14 protein-coding genes are annotated in these 15836 nt (G+C 51.5%); 5 read left to right on the top strand and 9 right to left on the bottom strand.

The window, feature by feature from the left end; all coding sequences use genetic code 11:
- Window positions 1-3: 3 nt before the first annotated feature.
- The 4 genes from GJV52_RS09770 to GJV52_RS09755 form a co-directional block, all read right to left on the bottom strand.
- Window positions 4-387 carry a TIGR02328 family protein gene (locus GJV52_RS09770; protein WP_100563882.1) on the bottom strand — a complete coding sequence of 128 codons (384 nt, stop codon included), beginning with the start codon at window positions 385-387 and terminating at the stop codon, window positions 4-6.
- A gap of 36 nt (window positions 388-423) precedes the next feature.
- A complete protein-coding gene (locus GJV52_RS09765) occupies window positions 424-861 on the bottom strand; it encodes a tetratricopeptide repeat protein (RefSeq protein ID WP_095501670.1) in 438 nt (145 codons plus the stop codon).
- 53 nt (window positions 862-914) lie between these two features.
- On the bottom strand, window positions 915-2777 hold the full coding sequence (gene hscA, locus GJV52_RS09760; RefSeq protein ID WP_100563880.1) for a Fe-S protein assembly chaperone HscA: 1863 nt from the start codon (window positions 2775-2777) through the stop codon (window positions 915-917).
- A gap of 189 nt (window positions 2778-2966) precedes the next feature.
- Window positions 2967-3926 carry an IS30 family transposase gene (locus GJV52_RS09755; protein ID WP_154143172.1) on the bottom strand — a complete coding sequence of 320 codons (960 nt, stop codon included), beginning with the start codon at window positions 3924-3926 and terminating at the stop codon, window positions 2967-2969.
- Window positions 3927-4085: 159 nt separating this feature from the next.
- Between GJV52_RS09755 and hpnD the strand changes: the two genes are divergently transcribed.
- The 3 genes from hpnD to GJV52_RS09740 all read left to right on the top strand — a co-directional run bounded on the left by hpnD (window position 4086) and on the right by GJV52_RS09740 (window position 7531).
- Window positions 4086-4934, top strand: coding sequence for a presqualene diphosphate synthase HpnD (hpnD, locus tag GJV52_RS09750; RefSeq protein ID WP_100564329.1), 849 nt, complete (start codon window positions 4086-4088; stop codon window positions 4932-4934).
- 427 nt (window positions 4935-5361) lie between these two features.
- On the top strand, window positions 5362-6687 hold the full coding sequence (gene hpnE / locus GJV52_RS09745; protein WP_095501673.1) for a hydroxysqualene dehydroxylase HpnE: 1326 nt from the start codon (window positions 5362-5364) through the stop codon (window positions 6685-6687).
- Between the two features lie 124 nt (window positions 6688-6811).
- Complete coding sequence (locus tag GJV52_RS09740; RefSeq protein ID WP_100564331.1) at window positions 6812-7531, top strand: SDR family oxidoreductase; 720 nt, start codon at window positions 6812-6814, stop codon at window positions 7529-7531.
- Window positions 7532-7780: 249 nt separating this feature from the next.
- On the opposite strand, the gene GJV52_RS09735 is transcribed toward GJV52_RS09740, so the two are convergent.
- Together GJV52_RS09735 and GJV52_RS09730 are read right to left on the bottom strand one after the other, a co-directional pair.
- Window positions 7781-8077: a HigA family addiction module antitoxin gene (locus tag GJV52_RS09735; RefSeq protein WP_095501675.1), complete on the bottom strand. Its 297-nt coding sequence runs from the start codon at window positions 8075-8077 to the stop codon at window positions 7781-7783.
- Between the two features lie 28 nt (window positions 8078-8105).
- A complete protein-coding gene (locus GJV52_RS09730) occupies window positions 8106-8384 on the bottom strand; it encodes a type II toxin-antitoxin system RelE/ParE family toxin (protein WP_095501676.1) in 279 nt (92 codons plus the stop codon).
- Between the two features lie 361 nt (window positions 8385-8745).
- On the opposite strand from GJV52_RS09730, the gene cysD reads away from it, so the two are divergent.
- Together cysD and GJV52_RS09720 are read left to right on the top strand one after the other, a co-directional pair.
- Window positions 8746-9660, top strand: coding sequence for a sulfate adenylyltransferase subunit CysD (gene cysD, locus GJV52_RS09725; protein ID WP_095501677.1), 915 nt, complete (start codon window positions 8746-8748; stop codon window positions 9658-9660).
- 96 nt (window positions 9661-9756) lie between these two features.
- Window positions 9757-10650, top strand: a complete 894-nt coding sequence (locus GJV52_RS09720) for a LysR family transcriptional regulator (protein ID WP_095501678.1) — start codon at window positions 9757-9759, stop codon at window positions 10648-10650.
- A 384-nt stretch (window positions 10651-11034) separates the two neighbouring features.
- Here the strand turns inward: GJV52_RS09720 and GJV52_RS09715 are convergent, their stop codons facing one another.
- From GJV52_RS09715 to GJV52_RS09705, 3 genes are all read right to left on the bottom strand, one after another.
- Window positions 11035-13485 (bottom strand): heavy metal translocating P-type ATPase, encoded by a 2451-nt coding sequence (locus GJV52_RS09715; protein ID WP_095501679.1) that lies wholly within the window; start codon window positions 13483-13485, stop codon window positions 11035-11037.
- Between the two features lie 22 nt (window positions 13486-13507).
- The gene (gene hflX, locus GJV52_RS09710) at window positions 13508-14719 is read right to left on the bottom strand and encodes a GTPase HflX (RefSeq protein WP_100564333.1); all 1212 of its coding nucleotides are present in this window, start codon (window positions 14717-14719) and stop codon (window positions 13508-13510) included.
- 132 nt (window positions 14720-14851) lie between these two features.
- Window positions 14852-15700, bottom strand: a complete 849-nt coding sequence (locus tag GJV52_RS09705) for a phosphatidylserine decarboxylase (protein WP_095501681.1) — start codon at window positions 15698-15700, stop codon at window positions 14852-14854.
- Between the last annotated feature and the right edge of the window lie 136 nt (window positions 15701-15836).

Genomic DNA, 15836 nt, shown 5'->3' with positions numbered 1-15836 from the left:
ATGTCAATGGTTTGTGTCGGGCATGTGTAACACGATGCCTTTTTGCTTTAAATTGTCCCAGCATTCTTGCAGATAATCCGCATCATGCTCGGGGTAAATCGGGTGGTCGGCAGGTAACGGCGTTTGCTCGGCATAAGGCGGCTCGGTTTTACCGCGATACAGCGGGTCAAACCACGCTTCATCAGGCCGATAACCGCGCCGGTGCATTTCCTGCATAATCAGCACATGATACTGAAAAAGCTTATACGGCGGATGGGTAAACACATAATCCACCGTCGCATGCGGCCGCGCCCAGCCTGCCCCGCGCAAGGCGGCACATTCGCGGTGTTGTCCCAAAAGCTGCTGGCGCGGCAATTGGCTAATCAAAGATTCGTGCCACAAGCGCATGATTTTCTTTCATTATTTTTTCAGACGGCCTGAATATTAAGGAATCACAATGCCGTCAACTTTGGCCGCCAAAAATTGCAGGTATTTTTCGTCTTCACCGTCCCACAATTCTTCATCGCCCAATTCATAGGCCGTCTGTAAGGCTTCGAGCGCAGCTTTTTCTTCGCCCAATTCAAACTGGCTTTGCCCCAAGCGCAGATAGATAAACGGATTATCCAGCGCATTGATATAGGCCAAGGCTTCGGTCAAATCTTTAACGGCTTGGCGGTATTTGCCGTTTAAAAAATGCGTGTCGCCCATCGCGGCCAAAATCCACGTTGCCGCTTCCCATTGCGATTTTGGTTCGGGCAATAGCTTCCATGCTTCCTTATATTGCTTAACTGCTTCGTTAAACTGGCCTTCATCCGCCAAATCATCGCCTTGATCGCACAACGCGCTGATTTGTTGGTATAAATCTTGATTTAATGATTCCATATCGACTTTCTTTTTTCAGACGGCCTTAATTGAAAAAGGCCGTCTGAAACTGCTTAAATATTATCTACGCTCTGCCCCATCAACGCGCGCTGGATGTTGCGGTTCATGCGCTTGGCGGCGAAACCATCGGTGCTGTGGCTCAACGCCGTCACAGCGGCGCGAATATCATCGGCACTGCCATTTTCTACACGGCCTTGCAAAGCAGTGATGTCGGCTTCGATTTTGGCCAATTCTTCCGCTTCGAGCAAATCGCTGTCGAGTTCCAGCGCGGCTTTGATGGCGTCCATCAGGCTTTCGGCTTCAACCGTCGCTTCGGCGCGTGCGCGCGCGGCTTTATCGTCGGCAGCATTGCTCATGCCTTCTTTCAACATTTGCGTGATGGTGTCGTCGTCCAAACCGTAAGACGGTTTCACTTCGATTTGCGCGCTCACGCCGGTGGTTTGCTCTTGCGCCGATACCGACAGCAAACCATCGGCATCCACTTGGAACGTTACCCGAATCCGCGCCGCACCGGCCACCATCGGCGGAATGCCGCGCAAGGTGAATTTGGCCAAGCTGCGGCAATCGGATACCAATTCACGTTCGCCCTGCACCACATGAATCGTCATGGCGGTTTGGCCGTCTTTAAATGTAGTGAACTCTTGCGCACGCGCCACCGGTAAGGTGCTGTTGCGCGGAATGATTTTTTCCGCTAAGCCACCGTAGGTTTCCAAGCCGAGCGACAAAGGTGTCACATCAAGCAGCAGCCATTCGCCCTCGGTTTTATTACCGGCCAACACATTGGCCTGCACCGCCGCGCCCAGCGCCACCACTTCATCGGGATTCAGGTTATTTAAAGGCATTTGTCCGAAGAAAGTCGCCACCGCTTGTTGAACGTGCAACATACGGGTCGAGCCGCCCACCATAATCACGCCTTTGATATCGGCCTTGGTCACGCCCGCATCTTTTAACGCCTGCTTCACCGGATCAATGGTTTTTTGCACCAAATGCTGCGTTAATTGATGAAACTCTTGGCGCGTGATGGTTACATCAACCTTGTGGCCGTCTGAAAGCGTAGCCTGCACGGTCGCGCTGGTTTCAGTGGTTAAGGTTTCTTTGGCTTCGCGGGTCAAGGCCAGCAATAATTGGCTGTCTTGCTCGTTGAGTTTCGACAAATCGGCGCGCTCCAAAATATGGCAGAACAAACGATGGTCGAAATCATCGCCGCCCAATGCAGAATTGCCGCCCGTAGCCTTCACTTGGAACAAACCTTTGGTCAATTGCAACACCGATACGTCAAACGTGCCGCCGCCCAAATCGTACACCACAAACGTGCCTTCCGAGCCGTTGTCCAAACCGTAGGCAATCGCCGCCGCGGTCGGCTCGTTGAGCAGACGCAACACATTCAATCCGGCCAAACGCGCCGCATCTTTAGTTGCTTGGCGTTGCGCATCATCAAAATACGCCGGCACAGTAATCACCGCGCCCACCAAATCGCCACCCAAACTCTCTTCGGCGCGCGCTTTCAAGGCTTTTAAGATTTCCGCCGACACTTCAATCGGCGTTTTCGCGCCCTGCCGCGTGTTCAATTCAATCACGCGTTCGTTGTTGCCGAAGCGGTAAGGCAGGTAGTGCGTTTCTTTTGATAAGTCGGCCAAAGTGCGGCCGATTAAGCGTTTGGCCGAACTGATGGTATTGAGCGGATCGATTTTTTGCGCTTTCAAGGCATCCGCGCCAACTTCCACGCGACCGTCTTCGCAATAGCGTACGACAGAAGGAAAAGTTTTGCGACCGCGTTCGTCAGACAAGCAGACTGCACTGCCGCTGCGCACGGTGGCGACCAAGCTGTTGGTGGTGCCGAGATCGATGCCAACGGCTAAACGGTGTTGATGTGGTGCGGCAGACATGCCGGGTTCGGAAATTTGCAAAAGTGCCATGGTTGGTGTGCCTTTTGGTTTTATGGTGTCATCGGCCATATTCTAACAGATTTAACGCCGATAGTTGAGTGGTTTAGTCGGGAATAATAGCCAATCTCAATGGGCTATTTAGCCCTGCAACATATCAAAGGCCGTCTGAAAAACACAATTTTTTCAGACGGCCTTACATTCGCATTTCAAGTGCAACGCTCAAATGCCATTGGCAAGGGCTGCTGAAAACAGATCACCCGGTGTCTCATAGTCCAATGTCTTTCTCGGTCGGCGGTTAAGGGCCTCCTCAACCGCTTTAATCTTTTTAGCACCCAGTTTCCTAAAATCCGTCCCCTTTGGGAAGTATTGTCTGATCAGCCCGTTGGTATTCTCCACCAAGCCTTTTTCCCAAGAATGGTATGGACGGCAGAAGTAAGTTTCCGCACCCAGGGCTTTGGCAAAGGTTTTATGTCGGTAAAACTCTTTACCGTTATCCAAAGTAATCGTTTGAATGATATCTTTAAACGGCTTCAATGCCCGAATCACTACCCGGGCTACATCTTCTGCTTTGAAATTGCTGATTTTGCGGATAACGACAAATTTGGTTTTTCTTTCAACAGCAACCACCAGTCCGCTTTTTTGATCTTTACCGACAATGGTGTCCATCTCGAAATCGCCGACCCGCTCTTTTTGATCGACAATGGCAGGTCTGTGTTCAATGTCGGTTCTGTCCGGTACGCTGCCTTTTGTCCATGCACCGCTGCCGTATTTTCTGCGGTAGGGTTTGGAAACGATACGCAGATGGGTGTACAGGTCGCCGCCGTTTTGACGGTCTTTGGCGAGATAGCGGTAAAGGGTGCTGTGGTGCAGTTTGATGTGTTGATGTTTCAGCAGGTAGCCGCAGACTTGTTCGGGGCTGTATTTTTGGGTAATCAGTTTGTTAACAGTCTGTTTGACGGCAGTAGTCAGTTTGGTTGGCTTTTTGTTTTTCTTTTTAACTTCGCTTTGCTGTTGTGCTTTTCGGTAACAGTAGGTTCCGTTGACGGAATGCCGTCTGATTTCCCGACTGACGGTGGCGGGATGACAACCGATGTTCTGTGCGATTTGGTTTAGGGGTAGGTTGCGGTAATGTCTGGAAATGTAGTATCTTTGGTGTGAGGTCAGTTGTGTGTAGGCCATATTGCAATCTTTCTTGTCAGGAAAGGCAGTATACTACCGCATACTGGCCTTTTCTGTTATTGGAAATTGCACTTGTTAGGCGAATGTAAGGGCCTTTAGTTCAGCCCCAAATCACTATACAATCCATCACCATAACCATACCAACTCACAGGACACGCTGTGCAACCCATCGAATACTGCCGCCAAAAAGCCGCCGAAAGCGGCTCCAGCTTTTTATCGGGCTTCAAATTCCTGCCCGAACACCAGCGCGATGCGATGACGGTGTTATACGCCTTTTGCCGCGAACTCGACGACGTGGTCGATGATTGCAGCGACAAAAACATCGCCCAAACCACGCTCAACTGGTGGCGCATCGATTTGGCACGCGCCTTTTCAGACGGCCTGCCCGAACACCCCGTCAACCAAGCCCTACAGCCCGTTGCCCGCAGCTTTAATCTACCGCAAAGCGAATTTGTCGAACTCATCGACGGCATGCAGATGGATTTGGATCAAGCCCGCTACACCACGTTTGACGAACTCAAACTCTATTGCCGCCGCGCCGCCGGCGTGGTCGGCTGCCTGATTGCCCGCATTTTAGGCTTCACTAATCCCCAAACCCTTGATTACGCCGACAAAATGGGCTTGGCGCTGCAATTAACCAACATCATCCGCGATGTCGGCGAAGATGCCCGCAACGGCCGCATTTACCTGCCGATGGAAGACCTGCAACGCTTCAACGTGCCCGCCGCCGTGATTATGCAATACCAAGCCACACCCGAATTCGGCGACATGATGACCTTCCAAATCCAACGCGCCCGCGACACCTACCGCCAAGCGCTTACCCTGCTGCCTGATGCCGACAAAAAAAACCAAAAAGTCGGCTTGGTCATGGCCGCGATTTACTATGCTTTATTAAATGAAATCGAACGCGACGGCGCGCAGAACGTGTTGAAATACAAAATCGCCATTCCTTCACCGAGAAAGAAACGGATTGCGCTGAAGACTTGGGTGTTTGGGTTTAGGGTTTGAGTTTGTTTTTCAAATATTTAGGAAAGATTAGATGACGGCTTTTGAATAAACCTTTTTCGACAACATTCAAAATCTTGAATAAAAGGTCTTATCATAAAGGAATGAAAAATGAATTGTATTCTAGAAGATATTTTAAGTTCTTTCTTTCGCCAATATGATTTTTCACAGAAAAAATATATTAATGCCGTATTCAAAGGGATTTTATTGGGAACAATAATGTTCTTATTATTTTTTGTCGGTACCTTTTTAAACCAAGCTTAGATTTCAAATTTATAGAGTTAATCGTCATCTTGCTAGAAATCAACCTCATCAGTGTTGCTATCATGTCATTAGTTTATTTGATTGATCGTGTTATGAACAAGCTATAAAGGATGAGCTTTAATGCCGTCTGAACCCTCCCTTAACCCCAACCCAAAAAAGAAAAGCCATGTTCCCTAATCAACAATCCAAACCCAAAATTGCTGTTATCGGTGCCGGATGGGCCGGTTTGTCGGCAGCGGTAAAACTGGTTCACCGTGCAGATGTGACACTATTTGAGGCAGGCAAGCTGGCGGGCGGGCGGGCGCGTTCGTTTGGTGGCGACAAGGGCGGGTTTTCATTTTTAGACAATGGCCAGCACATCATGATTGGCGCGTATCACGGCGTGTTGGCTTTGATGAAGCAAATCGGTGTGCGCGAACAGGATGCGTTTGTGCGGCTGCCGTTGCAATGGTATCTGCACGACGGTTTGCGCTTTCAGACAGCCGCATTGCCTGCACCTTGGCATGTGTTGCTGGGTTTGTTAGGCGGCAAGCAGATTTCTTGGGCGCACAAATTTAAATTGTTAGGCGATATGCATGCGTTGCAAGGCCGTCATCGCCGAAATTTGCCGGATACGCCGATTGCTGCGTGGCTGAATGAGCGCGACACGCCGCGCAAATTGATTGCGCAATTTTGGCAGCCGCTGGTGTGGGGCGCGCTCAATACGCCGCTGGAGCAGGCGAGTTTGAATATTTTGTGTAACGTGCTTTCAGACGGCGTGCGGGCAAATAAGGCAGGCAGCGATTATCTGTTGCCGAAAACGGATTTGGGCAACATTATGGCCAATCCGGCGCTGGCTTATCTGCGCAATCATGGCGCGACCATCCGCTTGGAAACGCGCGTGCCGCCTTTGGAAAACCTGCCCAGTGGCCAAGTGCAGGTTAATGGTGAAGCATTTGATGCGGTGATTTTGGCCGTTGCGCCGTATCATGCTGCAGCCTTAATGCCGTCTGAAACGCCGGATTACATTCAGACGGCCTATCAGAATATAGAATACCGCGCGATTACCACGGTGTATCTGCGTTATGCGCAAGCGGTGAACCTGCCAGCGCCGATGACGGGTTTTGCCGAAGGCACGGCGCAATGGCTGATTGCACGCGGTGCGCTCGGTTTGCCGCCGCAGGAAGTCGCCGCCGTGGTGAGCGTATCCGACCATATTGACGCGGTGAAAGCGGATGAATGGGCGGCTAAAGTGCATGCCGATGTGAAACGCGTTTGCCCTGATGTCGGCGAACCGGTGGCCAGCCGTGTGATTACGGAAAAACGCGCCACCATCGCATCGAAAGTCAACCGCCCTCTCCCCGATTTTGCGTGGCTGCATCACCGCGGCATTTATCCTTGCGGCGACTACCTGCACCCGCGCTATCCGGCCACGCTGGAAGCGGCGGTGCAATCGGGTGTAGCGGCGGCGGATTTGTGTTGGCATGATTGGCAAACGCGGATTCAGCCATAGCGTGTGGCAAACAGGCGAATCAAGCCAGTTGTAAAGGTTAGCAAAGTGCAATACACTGTTAATATTCTTTAAAAGGCCTTCTGAACGTTTTTCAGACGGCCTAGCCGAACACCGAGGATTCTTCATGTCAACATTACAAAACAAAACCATCATCGTCACCGGCGCATCACAAGGCTTGGGCGAACAAGTGGCCAAGGCGTATGCCGCCGCCGGCGCGACCGTGATTCTGATTGCGCGCCACCAAAAGCGTTTGGAAAAAGTGTACGACGCGATTGTCGAAGCCGGCCATGCCGAGCCTTACGCCATCTGCTTTGACCTATTGACCGCCGAAGACAAAGAATTCGACCAACTGGCGGCTACCGTGGCCGAAGCCACTCAAGGCAAGCTCGATGGCATCGTGCATTGCGCCAGCTATTTCAACGCCCTGTCGCCCTTGGATTTCCAAACCGTGCCCGACTGGATTAAGCAATTTCGCATCAATACCATCGCCCCGATGGGCTTGACCCGCGCCTTTTCGCCATTATTGAAAGAATCGCCGGACGCTTCGGTGGTGTTCGTCAGCGAAAGCCACGGCGAAACCCCGCAAGCCTACTGGGGCGGCTTCGGCGCTTCCAAAGCCGCGCTCAACTACTTAGGCAAAGTCATCGCCGACGAATGGGAACGCTTCCCTAACCTGCGCGCCAATATCTTGGTACCGGGTGCGATTAACTCGCCGCAACGCATCAAATCCCACCCCGGCGAATCGCAAAGCGAACGCAAAACCTATGAAGACGTGTTGCCGCAATTCGTTTGGTGGGCGAGCGAAGAAAGCAAAGGCCGCACGGGCGAGATTGTTTATTTGTAAGATTCGGTTTGAACAAAGGCCGTCTGAAAAATCATGTTTTCAGACGGCCTGAGACCTTTGCAAAACTCAATTTGAACCAAGAAAACTATGCCCGTCATTCCCGCGTAAGCGGGAATCCAGATTGATAGTTTTCAGGAATATTTAATTATTTCAGTAATTTTATGTTCTGGATTCCCGCTTACGCGGGAATGACGGTTTAAAGATTTCTGAAAATTGACGAGTTTTGCAAAGGTCTCGGCCTTTTTGTGTTTAAGCCAATGCCAAAGGCGCAATGCGCATTAAGCTGTCTTGAATTTGCTCGCGCACCATTTCGGCATCGTAATGGCTTTGCAGATTCAGCCAGCTTTGTGCATCCGTGCCGAAAAAAGCGGCCAAGCGCAGCGCAGTATCGGGCGTGATGGCACGTTTGCCGTGTACGATTTCATTGATTCGGCGCGGCGGCACGTCAATGGCTTTGGCCAGCGCATATTGACTGATGCCCAGCGGAATCAGCCAGTCTTCCAGTAAAATTTCACCGGGATGAGATAAAGGAATTTCTCGTTTCATAATGGCTCCTAACCTTTTCATCCGCAGATTAATGATAATCCACGATTTCTACTTGCGAGACATGCCCGTTGCGCCAAACAAAACATATCCGCCATTGTGCATTGATGCGTATGCTGTGTTGCCCTTCACGATCGCCACTCAGGGCTTCCAAATGATTGGCGGGCGGAATACGCAGAAAGTTTAAATCGGTAGCGGCGTGAAGCTGCTGTAGCTTTCGAATTGCCACCCTCTCGATATTGACGAAACGCTTCACCCTTTTGCCTGCAAACAGCATTTCCGTTTCTTTGCACGCAAAATCTAAAATCATGCTGGTTCCTTATTTTGCGTTTTGAATTATCATAACGTTATGCGTTAATATCGTCAAGCGTTATGAATGATTAAAGGCTGAGACCTTTGAAAAACCCCAGATTTGAGTACAGTTCGAAGTTATAGCAGCGCAGAAAGCGCAGACATATCAATTAGATAGGCAAGCTTTCGAGCAGCGCATAACGAAAAAATGTGCCAAAGATGGGGGTTTTGCAAAGGTCTCAGGCCGTCTGAACAATATTATTCAGACGCTCTCAGCAATATAACAAAATCATCTTTCTATCAAACAAACCATTCTTTCCCTTTTTCAGACGGCCTGTTTAAAGTATGCGCTATCGAGCATTCCACAAAAGAGAAACCGCATGTCTATTCAAAACCACCACCTCGATTGGCTTGAAGCCGAATCCATCCACATCATCCGCGAAGTCATCGCCGAAGCGAAGAATCCGGCATTGCTGTTTTCCGGCGGCAAGGATTCTGTTGTGTTGCTGTCGCTGGCGGTTAAGGCGTTTCAAATCGAAGGCCGTCCGCTGAAATTGCCGTTCAAACTGCTGCACGTCGATACCGGCCACAATTATCCCGAAGTGATTCAGTTTCGCGATGAAACCGTAGCGCGTACGGGTGTGCAGTTGGTAGTAGGCAGTGTGGAAGAATCCATCCGCAAAGGCACCGTCGTGTTGCGCCGCGAAACCGATTCACGCAACGCCGCGCAAGCGATTACTTTGGTGGAAACCATTGAAGAACAAGGCTTTGATGCGCTGATGGGCGGTGCGCGTCGCGACGAAGAAAAAGCGCGTGCAAAAGAGCGGATTTTCTCGTTCCGCGACGAATTCGGCCAATGGGATCCGAAAAATCAGCGCCCTGAATTGTGGTCGCTTTACAATACCCGTCTGTTCCAAGGCGAAAACATGCGCGTATTCCCGATTTCCAACTGGACGGAACTCGACATCTGGCAATACATCGCCCGCGAAAAACTCACCCTGCCGCCGATCTACTACACCCACAAACGCGAAGTGGTCGAGCGCGACGGCCTGCTGATTCCGGTAACTCCACTCACGCCGAAACGTGACGGCGATGTATCGGTGATTCGTGACGTACGCTTCCGCACTGTCGGCGACATTTCCTGCACCGCACCTGTGGCCAGCACCGCCGCCACACCGGAAGACATCATCGCCGAAACCGCTTCCGCCACCATCTCCGAACGCAGCGCCACCCGCATGGACGACCGCGTTTCCGAAGCCGCAATGGAAGAGCGCAAGAAAGCAGGCTATTTCTAATTTTTCGGTATAACAGGCCGTCTGAAAGCCGATTGCTTTCAGACGGCCTCAATCACGATTCCACTTTACCCGTTCAGACGGCCTTTATCGACCACCATGCAAACCATCAAAACCCTAGACCTGAACCTGCTCAAAGCCCTTAACGCCCTGCTCGACGAGCGCAACGTTACCCGCGCCGCCGAGAAGCTTTCCGTGTCGCAACCGGCCATGAGTGGCATGCTCACCCGCCTGCGTGACAGTTTCAACGACCCCCTGTTTATCCGCACCCAACACGGCATTTTACCCGCCGACCGCGCTTTGGGCTTGGCCATTCCCGTGAAGCAGATTCTCGAGCAGGCGCAAGGTTTGCTGGCTGAACCCGAGTTCGACCCTGCCAGCGCCGAACTCAAGATCAACATCGCCGCCAGCGATTACGCCATGCGCACCATCGTCACGCCTTTTCTGGCCGCGCTACACCACCAAGCGCCCAATATTCAAGTCAACATTACCTTATTCAACCCGCGCAGCATACAGGAAGATTTGGAGCGCGGCACACTCGATTTTGTGCTGACCACATCCGAGCAAGCACCGGATAATCTGCATACGCGTGCTTTGTTTGACGAACATTACGTCTGCGCCGTACGCACCGACCATCCCGTTTTGCAGCACGGCCAGCTCGATTTGGCTACATTTTGCGCCTTGCAGCATGTTATCGCTTTATCAGAGCATACCATCAACAATACGCCTGCCCGCGCCCTAGCCGACATCGGCATCAACCGCCGTGTATCGGTACAAAACGCATTGGCACTGCCCGATATCGTGCGCCACAGCGATTTATGCGCCGTCACCCCTTACCGCCTGATTGCCGGACAAACCGACATCAGCCATTTTCCGCCACCGGTCAATATTCTCGGATTCACCACTACCTTAGTGTGGCACGAACGCACCCAGCGCAATCCAGCACACCAATGGCTGCGTGATTTAATCGTGCAGAGTTGCCAGCAAACGTAGGTCGGATACTTGTATCCGACATTCTTGAATATGCGGCAAACAAATAACAACTTCCCAAGTAAAATTAAGCTGAGTTTTCATGCCGTCTGAAAAGTTTGATCATCTTTCAGACGGCATTTTTCGTATTTTAAAATGTCGGATACAAGCAAACGTAGGCCGGATACTTGTATCCGACATTCTTGAATATACAATAAGCAAATAACAACTTCCCAACCAAAATTAAGCTAAACTTTAATGCCGTCTGAAAGTTTGATCATCTTTCAGACGGAATTTTTCGTATTTTGAAATGTCGGATACAAGTATCCGACCTACGATTATGACAAGCGGCAAAAAATTTTAAGAAAAAGATTTCAGACGGCCTTCCATACCCGCGCAAACCCAAAATCACTTGCGTTTCAATAATCGCAACGCATTCCCCAACACCAGCAACGAGCTCAAACTCATACCCAGCGCAGCAATCCACGGTTTGACATAGCCCAACACCGCCAAAGGCACGGCAATCAGGTTGTAGGCGGTTGCCCAAGTCAGGTTTTGCTGAATGATTCGTCGTGTGCGGCGGGCTTGGTCGAGCATCTGCGGCATAATGCGCATATCGTCGTTGAGCAACACCACATCGGCGCCATCACGCGCCACATCAGCGCCACCGGCCACCGCCACGGAGACATCAGCCTGCGCCAACACGGGCGCGTCGTTGATGCCGTCGCCCACCATCAACACTTTACGGCCTTGTTTTTGCAGCGATTCGACATAGTTCAATTTATCTTCCGGCGTGGCTTCGGCGTGATGGGCATCAAGCGCCAAGGTTTGGGCGACATGGGCGACGGCGGCTTCTCTGTCGCCGCTCAATAAGTGCAGGCGGATGCCCTTGGCTTTCAAATCGGCCAACATTTCTGCCGCACCGGCTTTGATTTCGTCTTCCAATAAAAAGGCCGTCTGAAAGCCGCTTTGGTTGCCGAGAAACACCATGCTGTCGTTGTGGGCAATGTGGGCTGCTTCGGGCAACGTGCCGGCAATTTCGGCCACAAACTCCGCCCGCCCCAATGCCCAGATTTGCGTTTGTCCTTCAAAAGTAATTTGCGCGCTGACACCGTGGCCGACGCGGTTGACCCGTTGTCCGACAATCACGCCGTCTGAAAAGGTATTATCGGGCGCATGATTCAAAATAGCGCGCGCAATCGGGTGTTCGGATTGCTGCTCCAAGGCTTGCGCGATGGCTAAGCCGTCTTCATTGTTCAGACGGCCTAAGGCGATGATGCGGCTGACGGATAATTCGCCGCGCGTGAGTGTGCCGGTTTTGTCGAACACCACATCATCAATCTGCCCCAAGGCTTCCAGCGCGTTTTTACCGCCAATCAACACGCCGTCTTTGGCGAGCGCGCCGGTGGAAGCGGCCAGCGCGGTCGGTGTGGCCAGCGATAAGGCACACGGGCAGGTAATCACCAACAGCGCCACGGTGATCCACAAGGCAGTTTGCGCATCGGCGTATAAGGTCCAGCCGATAAATACCGGCACCGCCAAAATCAATTCGGCAGCAACAAAATTAGACGCATATTTTTCAGCCAACTCGGCCACACGCGGCTTTTGCGCCAACGCGCGGTCGAGCAGTTTCACAATATGCGACAAGCGCGTTTCGCTGCCGACGGTATCAGTGCGGATAATCAGCGGGCTGGCGGCATTGAACGTGCCGGCAATCACTTTATCGTCAACACGCTTGACCACGGGCAGACTCTCGCCGGTAAGCATGGCTTCGTTGACTTCACTCTCGCCCGATAAGACCGTGCCGTCAACCGGAATCACTTCGCCCGGTTTCACCACAATCATTTCGCCGCGCTGCAATTTGGCGACCACGGCTTCTTCGGTTTCATCGCTATTCGGATAATCTTTCAGGCGATGGCAAAACGCAGGCACGAGTTTCACCAAGCGTTCGGCTGCATCACCGGCTTTGCGTCGCGCGATTTGTTCCATAAAACGGCCGCCGAGCAGGAAAAACATCAACATGGCGATCGATTCGAAATACATGCCCTCACTGGTATTTTGCACCATGCTGTAAATACCGGCGGCAAACGTCATCAACACCGCAATCGCAATCGGCGTATCCATACCGGCGCGGCGGTTTTTGAAATCACGCAGCGCACCTTTATAAAACGGCACGGCGCAATAAAACACCACCGGCAACACCATCAAAAAGCCGCCCCAATGCAAAATTTGCAGATAAAGCGGTTCGATGTCATTGCCGTAAAGATAAGTCGGCAAGGCAAACATCATGGTTTGCATGGCACACATACCTGCCACCGCCAAGCGCACGATAAATTGTTTGCGCTCTTTATTGGCCGACTCTTCCACTTTTTGTGCATCATAAGGCGAAGCGGTATAACCGGTTGACTGCACGCGCAATAAAATATCCGAAAGCGCGACTTGGTCGTTATTCCACGATACTCGCGCGCGATGGGTGCTGTAATTCAAATCCACGCGTTTCACCCCCGGCAGGCGCAACAATTGCTGTTCAATCAGCCACACACAAGCCGCGCAAGTAATGCCGCCAAGCATCAACACCGCTTCACGCTCATCACCCTCGCCCACTTCGACAAATTCGGCTTGCACTTCGGGCAAATCATAGAGCTTCAGTTGCGACAAAATATCCTGCTCGGGCAAAGCGGCTTTTTCCGCATCGGCGGTGCGCTGTTTGTAGTAGTTGCCCAAGCCGGCATCAATGATGCTTTGCGCCACTGCCTGACAACCCATACAGCATGTTTCGCGCTCTTCATTGTCATAAATTACGGGTAAATGAATATGCTCGGGAATTTCGAGTCCGCAGTGGAAACAATTTTTTTTCATAATAATAACCGTCAATCTTCAATTATTCTTTTGTCGTTGGCAACGAAGAGGAATGATGGCATAAAACCATTTCAGACGGCCTATCCGCCAACGCATATTCAATCATCGCTTCGCGCAAAGCTTCCAAGCCCAAACTTTTCTCCACCGAAATATTCACCGCCACCGCTTTGCCGCGATGGTCGCGCAATACACCGGCTTCACGCTCACCTTCGGGCAGCAAATCGATTTTGTTATACACCACCAATTGCGGCACTTCATGCGCCTTAATTTCATGCAATACTTCGTTCACGTCATCGATTTGGCGTTGAAAATCCGGATTCGATGCGTCCACCACATGCAGCAACACATCCGCCAGCGCCGTTTCTTCCAATGTAGCCGAAAAAGCCGACACCAATTTATGCGGTAGATCGCGTACAAAGCCCACCGTATCCGTGAGAATCACACTGGCTTCATGCGATAAAAACAAGCGGCGCGCGGTGGTGTCGAGCGTAGCGAACAATTGGTCTTTCGCCAACACATCAGCCTTGGTTAAGCGGTTGAACAAGCTGGACTTTCCGGCATTGGTGTAGCCGACAATGGCAAAGGTTTTCAGACGGCCTGATTCACGCGATTTGCGGCGTGTGGCACGCTGCTTACGTACGCTTTGCAATTGTTTTTTCAACGCGGTGATTTTTTGGTTAATCAAGCGGCGGTCGGTTTCCAATTGCGTTTCGCCCGGCCCTTTCAAGCCGATACCGCCTTTTTGGCTCTGCATATGGCCGTAACCGCGTACCAAGCGGCCGCTCAAATGCGACAGCTGCGCCAATTCCACCTGCAATTTACCCTCTTGCGATTGCGCGCGTTTAGCAAAAATCGCCAAAATCAAGCCCACACGGTCGAGCACACGGCATTGCAATTCTTTTTCCAAATTGCGCTCTTGTGTTGGCGTGAGTTCGTGGTTGAACACCACCAAATCCACATCATGCTGCTTCACCGCTGTGGCCAGCTCATCGGTTTTACCCTTACCGACAAACAGCGCCGTATGCGCTTTATCGCGTTTGGCAGTTTCTATCTGTACCAAATCGCCACCGGCTGCGCGCACCAAATCGGCCGCTTCCTCCAAGGCCGTCTGAAAAGACTGCTCGCGCAATTCATTGGCACCGGAATAATCCGCACTCAACATCACCCCGACCAACATCACGCGCTCAGGTTTTTCCAAAGACTTATCAACGGGGAACAAACGGGCTTTACTCAAGAGATTTCCTTTTTCAGACGGCCTGAATCAAAATACCTATTCTACGTCAAACACACCAAACGTGCGCTTGTTTCACACATAAAAAAAGGTTTTCAGACGGTCGTCTGAAAACCTTTTCATCATTTCATATTATTAAGACTGAACAGCTTTAGCCGCTGCTTCTCGCACTTTGTCCGCCGCTTCTTCAATCGCTGCTTGGCTCACCTCGGCAGTATTTTCCGCAGCTGTCACCACTGATTCGGCAGTTTGCGGGGCTGTTGCTGCCACTGTTTGCAGCGCTGCATTAGCCGCATTCACCGGCGCATCGTCAAACGGTTTAGCATCCGGTGATTGCAACGGCAAACGCGCCAAGATGGTGGTCACGCCGGTCACTTTGTCCCCAATCGCCACTTCTGCTTTGGCATCCAAAGGCAGGTAAACATCAACGCGCGAACCGAAGCGGATAAAGCCGTAGCGTTCGCCGCGGCTTAATTTGCGGCCAACTTGGGTGTAACACAAAATGCGGCGCGCCACCAAACCGGCAACCTGCACAAAGGTAATTTCGCGGCCTGTGGCGGTGGTCACCAACACGGCATTGCGTTCGTTTTCGGTGCTGGCTTTGTCTAAATCCGCATTCAGGAATTTGCCGCGGTTGTATTCAACGGCTTCAACTGTGCCGTCCACCGGCGATTTTTGCGAATGCACGTTAAACACGTTCATAAAAATACTGATTTTCAAGGCTTCGGTTTTGCGGTATGGGTCTTGCGCGCGCTCAACCACCACCACGCGGCCGTCAACCGGACTCAACACCGCATCCGCATCTTGCGGAATGTAGCGCGCCGGATCGCGGAAAAACTGCAAGGCAAAAATGGTAAACAGCCAAAACGGCAGCGACAACCAGCCATTAACGGCCGTCACCAACACGCTGGCGATAAAACCGATGGCGATAAATGGCCAGCCTTCGCGGGCAATAATTGGATGCGGATAAGAAGGTTTGTTCATGCAGATTCCTTTATTCGTAGGGTTTGGGTGATTATAACGGATTATCGGCGTAAATAGTCAGGCCGTCTGAAAAAATCAACGGCGCACATCACCATGTTGAACATCAGAAAAATGCTACAATATCCTATTCTTGATT

This window comes from Neisseria brasiliensis, from assembly GCF_009671065.1.
GTDB lineage: Bacteria > Pseudomonadota > Gammaproteobacteria > Burkholderiales > Neisseriaceae > Neisseria > Neisseria brasiliensis.
This window is presented reverse-complemented; position numbering and strand designations above follow the sequence as displayed.